Origin of the sequence: Nostoc sp. DedQUE12b, from assembly GCF_034530835.1 — a bacterium.
Lineage (GTDB): Bacteria > Cyanobacteriota > Cyanobacteriia > Cyanobacteriales > Nostocaceae > Nostoc.
Genome location: NZ_JAVRCI010000006.1, coordinates 170,844 through 182,442, shown reverse-complemented (window position 1 = coordinate 182,442; position 11,599 = coordinate 170,844). Strand labels below are relative to the sequence as shown.

Below are 11,599 nucleotides of genomic sequence, written 5' to 3'. Positions count from 1 at the left end.
GTATTGTTAATGCGGTGGCCGCCTTGTTAATGCATGGGCTTGTATTGTTAATGCGGTGGCCGCCTTGTTAATACATGGGCTTGTATTGTTAATGCGGTGGCCGCCTTGTTAATACATGGGCTTGCATTAAAAACGCTACGCTTTTACGCAAAGCTGTACTTAGTTAACCAGGCAGATTGCTTGCCTTGCAATACTGCTCGCTTTGTGCATTTTCAACTCGGCATTGGGTTTGGGGAAAAGGTTAAAGGGTAAAGGTTAAAGGTTTTTTCTTTCCCCTTCCCCCTTTCCCCTTTCCCCTTAACCGATAAGTCTTGGCTAGGTTCTGGATGCAGGGGTAACTGAAGATTCATTTCTTTAGTTTATCTAAAGCCGCATCTAAGTTATCAAATTACCTTTCTAAGATAGAAGCAGCAACTATAAGTTGCTATAGATGATTAAAACCCAATTAACAGCTAGTGGCTGCGGAGAACATAAAAATGACTAAAGCGCCGGAATCTTTAGACTTATCTGCCTACGATGCTACAGACAGAGCCTTAGATCGTGACTGTACAACCTTATCCCGTCACGTCCTCCAACAACTTCAGAGTTTTTCGCCAGATGCACAGGATTTAAGTGCGCTGATGAATCGCATCGCTCTGGCCGGGAAACTGGTGGCTCGTCGCATGAGTCGCGCTGGTTTAATGGAAGGCGTTCTTGGATTTACTGGGGAAGTTAATGTCCAAGGCGAATCCGTCAAAAAGATGGATGTCTATGCCAATGATGTATTTATCTCAGTGTTTAAGCAAAGCGGCTTAGTCTGTCGCCTCGCTTCTGAGGAAATGGAAAATCCTTACTACATTCCCGAAAATTGCCCCATTGGGCGCTATACCCTGCTGTATGACCCAATTGATGGCTCATCCAACACTGATAATAATCTCAGCTTAGGTTCCATTTTCGCCATTCGCCAACAAGAAGGAACTGATAGTGATGGCAAGGCAACTGACCTTCTGGCCAACGGACGTAAGCAACTTGCTGCCGGATACATCCTGTATGGGCCCTGCACGATGCTGGTTTATACTATAGGTAAGGGCGTTCATTCTTTTGTCCTCGATCCCAGCTTAGGAGAATTTATTCTCACAGAAGAAAATATTCGCATTCCTAACCACGGGTCTGTTTACAGTGTGAACGAAGGTAACTTCTGGCAGTGGGAAGAATCAATTCGAGAATATATCCGCTACGTTCATCGCACAGAAGGCTACAGCGCTCGTTATAGCGGCGCAATGGTGAGTGACATCCATAGAATTTTGGTTCAAGGCGGTGTGTTTCTCTATCCAGGCACAATTCAAAATCCAGAAGGAAAATTACGCTTGCTTTATGAAACGGCTCCTCTCGCCTTTTTGATTGAGCAAGCAGGTGGCCGTGCTACTACCGGACTGGTAAATATCTTGGATGTAGTCCCGAAAAAACTGCATCAGCGCACGCCTTTAATTATTGGTAGCAAAGAGGATGTAGCAAAGGTGGAGTCTTTTATTCAAAACGGACACTAATACGCAAGACGAAAATCAAAAGTTAACGCTAAACGGAGTCGAAGTGTCAAAAGTCAAAAGTTTTGGATGTCAAGGCTTTTACAAGTTTTTCAATGGTAGCTTGATTTACGCCGCACTGTATTAGTGTAAAAAGGCACAATTGAGAAGAAAATAAAGCTTGTAAATAAAGCTTTTTAAACTTTTTCAACTGGATAGTTATTTTTGACATACTGCACTTGAAGACGGTAATAAAAGGATCAAGGATGCGTCTAACATCTGGCATTAATTAAAAGTTAATCATGGTGATTTAGGATTGGGAATGCAGAATCGCACTTCTTGAAAATGTATTAAAGATTATCTCAGCTGGCCGATGCAATAAGTGATTGGCAACGCCACAATTCAAAAGTAAGCATCAAATTTTGATGGGTTTTGCCAACTTACTTAGAAGCATCACTATACAGGAGTGAAACAAATTAGAGCTATGTCTACCAATCATCTACTAGAAATTAACCAATACGGTCAAAGTATCTGGATGGATAATTTGACCCGTGACATTATTCAATCAGGTGAACTCAAAGACATGGTTGAAAATCAAGGAATCTCTGGGATTACTTCTAACCCAGCGATCTTTGAAAAAGCGATCGCTGGTAACGTTATTTATGATGCCGATATCGAAGCCGGAGTTCGGGCTAACTTACCCATAGACAAAATTTACGAATCCCTAGTTTTTGCAGATATCCGTAATGCCTGTGATATTTTACGCCCTGTTTATGAAGCCTCGAATGGACTAGATGGTTATGTGAGTATTGAAGTACCGCCAACCATTGCCCATGATACTGAAGCAACCATAACCGAAGCCCGCCGCTATTTCCAAGAAATTGGTCGGGAAAATCTGATGATTAAAATTCCCGGTACAGAACCTGGTTTGCCAGCAGTAGAACAGGTAATAGCCGAAGGGATGAATGTTAATATTACGCTGCTGTTTTCTGTAGAAAGCTATGTAAACACGGCAATGGCTTATATTCGGGGCTTAGAAAAACGGGTGGCTGAAGGTAAGGACATCAGTAAAATTGCTTCAGTTGCTAGCTTCTTCCTCAGCCGGATCGATAGCAACATTGACGGCAAGATTGATGCTAAGTTGAAAAAAGGCGTTGATGATATTTCCGTGGAAGCAAAGCTAAGAGCTGTTAAAGGAAAAGTAGCGATCGCTAACGCTAAGATTGCGTATCAAGAATACAAGAAAATCATTAGAAGCGAGCGTTGGCAAGATTTAGCAGCAAAAGGAGCTACACAACAACGGCTACTTTGGGCTAGCACCAGCACCAAAGACCCCAACTACAGAGACGTGATGTATATCGAAGAGTTGATCGGTCATGATACCGTCAACACCGTACCACCAGCAACCATTAAAGCTTGTGCCGATCATTGTAACGTAGGCGATCGCTTAGAAACAGATTTAGATAATGCTTACACGCTGATCGAAAACCTCAAAGATCCCGACATCAACATCGATCTTGATAACGTCATGGATGAACTCTTAGTCGATGGTATTGACAAGTTTATCCAGCCCTTCCAGTCCTTGATGAACTCTTTAGAAGACAAGATCAAGGTATTGTCACCAGTGTAGGGAACAGAAGAGGGAAAAAGGTTAAAGGGTAAAGGGTAAAGGTATAGTTCTTCCCCTTTCCCCCTTCCCCTTTCCCCCTTTCCCTTTCCCCAATCCTAGTACCAAATCTAAAATCCAAAATTCCTATGGTTAGTCTGCTAGAAAATCCCTTGCGTGTTGGTCTGCAACAACAACGGATGTCCGAACCCCAGATTATAGTCATTTTTGGCGCTTCTGGCGATCTCACTTGGCGCAAACTAGTGCCAGCACTTTACAAATTGCGGCGAGAACGGCGTATTCCCCCAGAAACGACCATTGTCGGTGTGGCACGGCGAGAATGGAGCCATGAGTACTTCCGCGAACAAATGCAAAAGGGCATGGAAGAAGCACATGCCGATGTCGATTTAGGGGAACTCTGGCAAGATTTCTCCCAAGGTCTGTTCTATAGCCCTGGGGATATAGACAACCCCGAAGGCTACCAAAAACTGAAAAACTTATTGAGTGAATTAGATGAAAAACGGGGCACGCGAGGGAATCGCATGTTCTACCTATCGGTTGCTCCTTCATTCTTCCCTGAAGCGATTAAGCAGCTAGGAACCGCCGGGATGCTAGAAGATCCCTACAAACATCGTCTAGTAATTGAAAAACCCTTTGGTCGAGACTTGGCTTCTGCTCAGAGTCTTAACCAAGTGGTACAGAAATTTTGTAAAGAAAACCAAGTATACCGCATTGACCACTACTTGGGTAAAGAAACAGTCCAGAATTTGCTGGTGTTTCGCTTTGCCAATGCGATTTTTGAGCCGTTGTGGAATCGTCAATTTGTTGACCACGTGCAAATTACCGTGGCAGAAACCGTGGGAGTGGAAGACCGGGCTGGTTACTATGAAAGCGCCGGCGCACTACGCGATATGTTGCAAAACCATTTAATGCAACTTTACTGTCTAACGGCAATGGAAGCACCCAACGCAATGGATGCCGACAGCATCCGCACAGAAAAAGTGAAGGTACTCCAAGCTACTCGTTTAGCTGATGTTCACAATCTGTCGCGGTCAGCAGTACGCGGTCAATATAGTGCTGGCTGGATGAAGGGTCAAGCAGTGCCAGGGTATCGGACAGAACCAGGCGTTAATCCCAACTCCACCACACCGACCTACGTCGCCATGAAGTTTGTGGTAGATAACTGGCGCTGGAAAGGTGTTCCTTTCTACTTGCGTACCGGGAAGCGGATGCCGAAAAAAGTCAGTGAGATTTCGATTCACTTCCGCGAAGTTCCGTCTCGGATGTTCCAATCAGCCGCCCAACAGGCAAACGCCAATATTTTGACGATGCGGATTCAGCCGAATGAAGGTATTTCCCTGCGTTTTGATGTGAAAATGCCAGGGGCAGAATTCCGTACCCGTTCCGTTGATATGGACTTTAGTTATGGTTCCTTTGGCATCCAAGCCACATCTGATGCCTACGATCGCTTATTCCTTGATTGTATGATGGGCGATCAAACATTATTCACCCGCGCGGACGAAGTAGAAGCCGCTTGGCAGGTTGTAACGCCAGCCCTTTCCGTTTGGGATGCACCCGCCGACGCCAATACTATTCCCCAATATGAAGCTGGAACCTGGGAACCAACAGAAGCAGAATTCTTAATTAACCAGGATGGCCGTCGCTGGCGCAGACTTTAGAAAGTTAGGAGTTAAGAGTTAGGAGTGATGAGTTATAAATTATGAGTTTTTGAGTTAAGAATTTCAGTTATTCTAACTCCAAACTCCTAACTCCAAACTCCTAACTCCAAACTCCAAACTCCTAACTTATTCAACAAACAAAGCTGACAACTCAAAACTACTATGGCTCCCCAAGCTTCTACAATTTATTCACTTCAGGCGCCAAAAGATATTTCGCTTAACGAAATAGAAGCGGAACTTCATCAAATTTGGCAAAGTTACGGCATTACTGGCGAGGACGGTGGGCTTCCTGCTGCCACTCGCGCCACAACATTTACCTTAGTGGTTTACGAACCCGAAGAAACCCAATATCTTTTGGCTACTTTGGGATTTTACAACGGCCCACTTGACGGGATTTTAGGCCCTCAGATGGTAGCTGCCTTGCGGCAAGTGCAGAGAAAATATGCACTGCCAGATACTGGAACAACAACGCCTGAAACCCTGGCTATCTTGAGAGAAGAATTCATCAAACGTCAAGGAAATGGCGCTGCGGGAGACAATGGTTCTATTGAACTTCCCAGCTTAAATGCCCCAAGCCCTAGAATTGCTGATGAAATCGCCCTCCGCAACCCCTGCCGGATCATCGCGCTATTTCCCATTACTGGCGAAGATGAAGGGGTGAAAGCTCAAGTTTCTGCCTATTGCCCGATCCAAAAGCAATCGTCAAGTACACTAATTTGCTGCGAATACATTACTCTCAGTGGAACTGCTGCTGCCTTAGAACGCATCGGTGGTATGCTTCCAGCATTGTTGATTGGCGGCTTACCAAAGTTTCTCTGGTGGAAAGCAACACCAGACCCCAATAACACTCTATTCAAGCGGTTGGCAGCCGTCTGCAATAATGTGATTGTTGATTCTTGCCGGTTTAACGAGCCAGAAAGTGACTTACTCCGCCTCCAAGAATTGGTGGAAAGTGGTGTTCCCCTGGCTGATCTCAACTGGCGTCGCCTCTCAGCATGGCAGGAATTGACAGCTGAAGCTTACGACTCACCTCATCGTCGGGCTGCCCTTCGGGAAGTTGACCGAGTAACTATAGATTACGAAAAAGGCAACCCCGGACAAGCATTGCTATTTTTGGGTTGGTTGGCAAGTCGTTTAGGATGGCAGCCAGTTTCCTATCAAAAGGAAACCGGAGATTATGACATCACTCGCATTAACTTTATTGCTCAAGACCAACGGCAAGTAGAAACCGAATTAGCGGGTGTTCCCCTTGCTGATGTGGGTGAGATTGCTGGCGACTTGATTGCTTTGCGCCTCAGTTCAACCAATCCGAAGGCAGACTGTGGTACAGTAATTTGCTCGGAAACTGGTGGTTGTATGCGGATGGAAACCCACGGCGGCGCTCAATCTGCTGGTCTATTTCAACAGGTGACTTCACTTTCGGAACAAAAGGCGGAAGCATTGCTGAGTCAGCAGGTACAACGCTGGGGTCGTGAGTCACTTTTTGAAGAAAGTCTGGGAGTGACAGCAAATATTTTCAAATTGGAAACAAATAGTTAGTTTTGCCTGGAAACAATAAAAGTTACCAAAATTGCGAAAATCAAACACAAACTCTTCAGATTTTTGGATATTTCAATAATCTGGAGGGTTTTTCTATTTTCTTTGGAGGCAAGAGACGCGATGAATCGCCGTCTCTACAAGAATCAATCTTTTGTATATACGGCGATTTATCGCGTTTTTGGCGATCAATAATTTTCATCAAAAAATCTTAACCAAACCGTATTGCATTAACATAGCAGGTCGATGCATTGGCATACAATACGGTTCGGATAAGCATTTTTCACTTTCCTTATGATCTGGGGAATGGGTTTGCGGGTAAAGGGGAAAGGATGTATTCAAAACCTTTCCCCTTTCCCCTTTACCCTTTAACCGAACCGTATTGCATTAACATAGCAGGTCGATGCATTGGCATTACAGGTCGATGCATTGGCATAACAGGTCGATGCATTGGCATAGCAGGTCGATGCATTGGCATAACAGGTCGATGTATTAACATAACAAGTCGATGCATTAACATAACAAGTCGATGCATTAACATAACAGGTCGATGTATTAACATAACAAGTCGATGTATTAACATAACAAGTCGATGCATTGGCATTACAGGTCACGTGGGACAGCTTTAAAAGACTTTTATGTACACCGTAGCCTTGCTTAAGAGAGGGATTTAGGGTGAGGTTTCGATTTATGCAAAAAGTCTATTGAAAGGATACCTCGTATTTACCTCCACGCTCCAGGGCGCGTTTGTAAGCAGGTCGTCCATGAATGCGCTCGACAAATTCTTTGAGCTTTGGGCGGTTCTTAACCTCTTCGGGGAGCGCAGCGACTATTTCTAGGGGAAAGCTCATTTGGATGTCGGCGGCGGTAAATTCATTGCCTACAAACCACGTATTTTTACGGAGTTCGTCTTCTATATAGTCAAAGTGAAGTTTAATCTGGGGCGCGACAAATCCGCTAACTACGCTGCTGTCCCCTGCCCCAAAATTGTTTAATATCACCTGCATTACCAGTGGTAGCATTGCCGAGCCTTCGGCGTAATGCAGCCAATACTTGTAGCGCAGATGCTCTGGCGTACCCGATGCTGGGACTAACCGACCATTACCGTAGCGATCGATTAGGTATTCAATAATTGCACCCGACTCAGCGATCGCCAAGTCTGCATCTGTAATTACTGGTGACTTGCCGAGGGGATGAACTTGGCGCAGTGACTCCGGTGCCATCATCGTCTTGGCATCGCGTTCATAGAATTTGATCTCGTATTCGATACCTAATTCTTCAAGCAGCCATAGCACCCGCTGCGATCGCGAGTTGTTAAGATGATGCACAACTATCATAAAACGTTCCTTTTTTGGTAGCTTATTGCTATCTGACTCTGGGCTAATTTCCAACTATACTATTAGACTTTTTCAGCCCAACTCCCCTAATTGGCTGGTTTTCTTGTTTCTAATTGGTATAAGTTTGAGTTAGTCGGTTGGAGAAACTGGTGCATCTGCTTTTGCAAAAAGTAACGATAGACACACAGCCAAGAATCGAAATAGTTGCTGCATAAAAACCTAATTTGTTTCATTTATGGCTTTAGTCATTGCCGGGGAACGTAGTGGGGTGGGTAAGACAACAGTCACACTCACCCTATTAGCATCTTTACGCCGTCGCGATCGCTTGGTGCAATCTTTTAAGGTAGGCCCCGACTACATCGATCCGATGTTTCATCAACACGTAACTGGTCGTGCTTGTCGCAATTTAGACCCCGTATTGACTTCCGAAGCCTACGTTCAGCAATGTTTTGCCCATCATAGTCAACTGAGTGAATATGCCCTAGTAGAAGGGGTGATGGGGTTGTTTGATGGGATTTCGTCATTAGTCATTAGTCATTTGTCATTTGCAAAGGACATAGATGCGCCAGCGGCTTCCCGCAGGGTAGGACAAAGGACAAATGACAAAGGACAAATTACTGATTTTGCGAGTACGGCACACATCGCACGGCTTTTAGACTTACCTGTAGTGTTGGTGATTGATTGCAGTCGTTTATCTGGTTCTGTAGCTGCGATCGCTCACGGCTATCGATCTTTTGATCCCCGAATTAAAATAGCTGGGGTAGTATTAAATCGCGTCGGGAGCGATCGCCATCTCTCTCTGCTCAAAGATTCTTTAGAACCCTTACAATTACCCATTCTCGGCGTCATGCGCCGTCAAGATAACATTACAATTCCCGATCGCCATTTGGGTTTAGTACCCACAGCCGAACTTCCCGAACTCAATGCTTTGATCGATCGCCTTGCGGATTTAGGAGATATTTGCTTTGACTGGCAACGCTTATTACCTTTGTTAAAATCAGAACCCCTTTCTGGCTCCGCTTCATCCTCCTTATCTCCCTCATTCCCAGTTAGGATTGCAGTAGCCCGCGATCGCGCTTTTAATTTTTATTACCAAGACAATCTCGATTTGTTGCAACAGCTTGGTGCAGAATTGGTTTTCTGGAGTCCCTTAGAAGATGCTGGTATACCAAAAGATATCCAGGGAATGTATTTTGGCGGTGGTTTCCCGGAAGTTTTTGCCCAGCAACTAGCAGAAAATTCTAGCGTTCGTGATGCAGTAAAAACGGCAATACTTAAAGGAATGCCTACGGTTGCTGAATGCGGAGGATTGATGTATTTGTGCGAGCAAATTATCGATTTTGAAGGTAAATCTTGGTCGATGGCGGGAGTTATACCAACATCTGCTGTGATGGGTGGACGTTTAACTTTGGGCTATCGTCGTGCTGTAGCTTTGCAAGATAATTTGTTAGTTAAGGCAAATACAACTGTTTACGGACATGAGTTTCATCGTTCCCATTTAACCTTAACTCCCACTCAACCCCTATTTGAAACTTCTCGCTACGATTGTGACGAAAATATGGGATGCGAAGGATGGGGTTTACCTGCAAATGTTCATGCTTCTTATATTCATCAGCATTGGGGAGAAAGTAGAGAAATTCCCCAGCAGTTTCTGAAAGAATGTTTAAAAGTAGCATCTTCAGGAACGTGTATTTAAGCCAATACAGTTCAGATAACCCCAAAACCCTCATGTAGAGACGCGATTTATCGCGTCTTGATTTATCGTGGATTATGGGGACAAAGAAACACAAAAAGGCAGTGATATCATGTCCGTATAATTAGTTATGATTTCCACAGTCATTGCACCCCACCCCCAGCCCCTACCGAAGAGCAGGGAACTCGGGGCCCCCTCTGGGGATTAAGGGCAGGGAGACAAAGCATAGCTTTGGCGGGGTGGGATTCTTGAGGTTTAATAAATAATTTAACGGACATGATATGAGATAATTCACCGCCTTCTCTTGGAGAAACTTATAATTCCATGTTAGTTTTGGACTTCAACCCAACGGCGGTAAAGCTTTTGAATTTGTTTGAGAAGCGCAGTGGGAGCTGGTTGATTTGACTCATTCGGCTTCGCTATATCCTGCAATTGCGTCAGGAGTCTGGCTTCTTCGACGGCAACTTCACCATCGCTATAAATTAAACCACTGATGGCTTCAATCAGATTTTCGCAATCTTCAAGACTGGGGCGATCGCCTAGATACTCCCGCACCCAGTCGTAGCATTCTTTTGGCTGCACAGGAACTAATTCGTACAGCCAAGGCTTAATTTCTGGGTCGTTAGCTAAACCTTTAGCTTGAGCTATTTCGCGGAGATATTGCCGTTCTTCTGGCTGGATTCTGCCATCGATCCAGGCTGCTCCAATCAGGATTTTAACTAAGTTTTTTACATTGGAAGGGGAAACCATTGCTGCCTCCTCTGGTAGATTCAGGCCTCCACCAAATCGTACAATCCCAAACAGTATTCATTCGGAATTATTGGTTTTTCTTAAGCGAACCATAAAAAAACCATCCATGTCCTTTCGATGGGGCCAAACTTTAAACCATCCTTCGGGTGTACTATCGGTAGAATCAGGTAGCTCAACGCCGTTGGGAGACTCAATTTGCCAATCAGGTGACTCAGTTAAAAATGCCGAAATTACTTCTTCATTTTCTGCCGGATGCAATGTACAGGTGGCATAAACTAATACACCACTAGGTTTGACAAAAGTTGATGTATGTGTCAACAATTCTCGTTGCAGTACCGAAAGTTCTCGGACAGATTCTGGTGTCTGTCGCCAACGTGCATCAGCATGACGGTGCATAGTTCCCAAACCAGAACATGGAGCATCAAGTAATACACGGTCTGCGGTGTTTTTAAATTGGGCAAGGTGGCGACTGTCGCCAGTATAAATTTGAATAGATTGTAAATTTAGCCGTTGAGAATTTTCTTGGAGTTTGCGAAGACGAGAAGGAGTGCGATCGCAAGCCCAAATTTTCCCTTTATCTGCCATTAATTCAGCGATGTGGGTTGTTTTCCCCCCTGGTGCAGCACAGGCATCAATAACTACCTCACCTGGTTGGGGGTCGAGCAAATGACCTACTAATTGAGCGCTAGCATCTTGTACAGTCCACCAACCTTCTTTGAAACCCGGTAGTTTTTGAATTGAGCCAGTATTACTAATAAATCGTAAAGCTTGGGGTAAATGAGGAATCCGTCTCACCAAAACACCAGCAGATTGTAAAGCCGCCTCAACTTCCTCAATGGAAGTGCGAAGTGGGTTGATGCGTAAGTCAATGGTTGGTGATTGGTTCATCCATTCACACAATTGTTCTGTCTCAGTCAAACCCAGTTGTTCTAACCAAACTTGAATAATCCAGTCAGGAAAACTGTGTAAAATGCCCAAGCGTTCCACAGGGTTTTCTGGAAGTTCTAACGGATCAAAATAGGTAACTGGGGACTGGGGAAGTAACAAAGAATCTTTCTCCTGTGCCCCTCTGCCCCCCCGGTTACTGAGCGTAGTCGAAGTATGCCCCTCTGCTTGTCTTAAATACTGGCGTAATAGACCGTTAACAAAACCCGTGAGTCCAGCAAAACCGTTTTCTTTAGCGAGTTGGACTGTGGTATTAACAGCAGCCGAGGCGGGAATGCGCTCTTGATAACGCAGTTGGTAGAAGCCCAGATGTAAGATAGTGCGAAGGTCTTGTGGTTGTTGATGAGATTTCTTTTTGGCGAATTGATCGATGAGAGTATCGAGGGTGCGCTGCCTTCTGACGCTCCCATAGACCAATTCTGTCACTAAGCGGCGATCGTTATCAGGCAAATTAACTTTTTGCAATACTCTATCTAGGGCAACATCAGCATAAGCCCCCTTATGAACATCTCGCAGGGCGATAAAAGCTAATTGACGGGGGTTGGTCATGA

8 protein-coding genes are annotated in these 11,599 nt (G+C 44.8%); 5 read left to right on the top strand and 3 right to left on the bottom strand.

The genetic code is table 11. From position 1 onward, the window contains the following. The first annotated feature begins 476 nt into the window (after positions 1-476). From fbp to opcA, 4 genes are all read left to right on the top strand, one after another. The gene (gene fbp / locus RMY16_RS05415; RefSeq protein WP_194043026.1) at positions 477-1,526 is read left to right on the top strand and encodes a class 1 fructose-bisphosphatase; all 1,050 of its coding nucleotides are present in this window, start codon (positions 477-479) and stop codon (positions 1,524-1,526) included. Positions 1,527-1,986: 460 nt separating this feature from the next. Then, positions 1,987-3,132, top strand: a complete 1,146-nt coding sequence (gene tal / locus RMY16_RS05410) for a transaldolase (RefSeq protein ID WP_322735488.1) — start codon at positions 1,987-1,989, stop codon at positions 3,130-3,132. A 125-nt stretch (positions 3,133-3,257) separates the two neighbouring features. Beyond that, complete coding sequence (gene zwf, locus RMY16_RS05405; RefSeq protein WP_322735487.1) at positions 3,258-4,787, top strand: glucose-6-phosphate dehydrogenase; 1,530 nt, start codon at positions 3,258-3,260, stop codon at positions 4,785-4,787. 162 nt (positions 4,788-4,949) lie between these two features. Continuing rightward, positions 4,950-6,326 (top strand): glucose-6-phosphate dehydrogenase assembly protein OpcA, encoded by a 1,377-nt coding sequence (gene opcA / locus RMY16_RS05400; RefSeq protein ID WP_322735486.1) that lies wholly within the window; start codon positions 4,950-4,952, stop codon positions 6,324-6,326. A 698-nt stretch (positions 6,327-7,024) separates the two neighbouring features. Here the strand turns inward: opcA and RMY16_RS05395 are convergent. Beyond that, a complete protein-coding gene (locus RMY16_RS05395) occupies positions 7,025-7,660 on the bottom strand; it encodes a glutathione S-transferase (RefSeq protein WP_322735485.1) in 636 nt (211 codons plus the stop codon). A gap of 235 nt (positions 7,661-7,895) precedes the next feature. Here RMY16_RS05395 and RMY16_RS05390 point away from each other — a divergent pair, with 235 nt between their 5' ends. Continuing rightward, complete coding sequence (locus RMY16_RS05390) at positions 7,896-9,356, top strand: cobyrinate a,c-diamide synthase (protein ID WP_322735484.1); 1,461 nt, start codon at positions 7,896-7,898, stop codon at positions 9,354-9,356. Between the two features lie 324 nt (positions 9,357-9,680). Here RMY16_RS05390 and RMY16_RS05385 read toward each other — a convergent pair whose 3' ends face one another. Together RMY16_RS05385 and RMY16_RS05380 are read right to left on the bottom strand one after the other, a co-directional pair. Then, complete coding sequence (locus RMY16_RS05385) at positions 9,681-10,103, bottom strand: TerB family tellurite resistance protein (RefSeq protein ID WP_289797368.1); 423 nt, start codon at positions 10,101-10,103, stop codon at positions 9,681-9,683. Between the two features lie 57 nt (positions 10,104-10,160). Then, on the bottom strand, positions 10,161-11,597 hold the full coding sequence (locus tag RMY16_RS05380; RefSeq protein WP_322735483.1) for a 16S rRNA (cytosine(967)-C(5))-methyltransferase: 1,437 nt from the start codon (positions 11,595-11,597) through the stop codon (positions 10,161-10,163). Positions 11,598-11,599 lie beyond the last annotated feature (2 nt).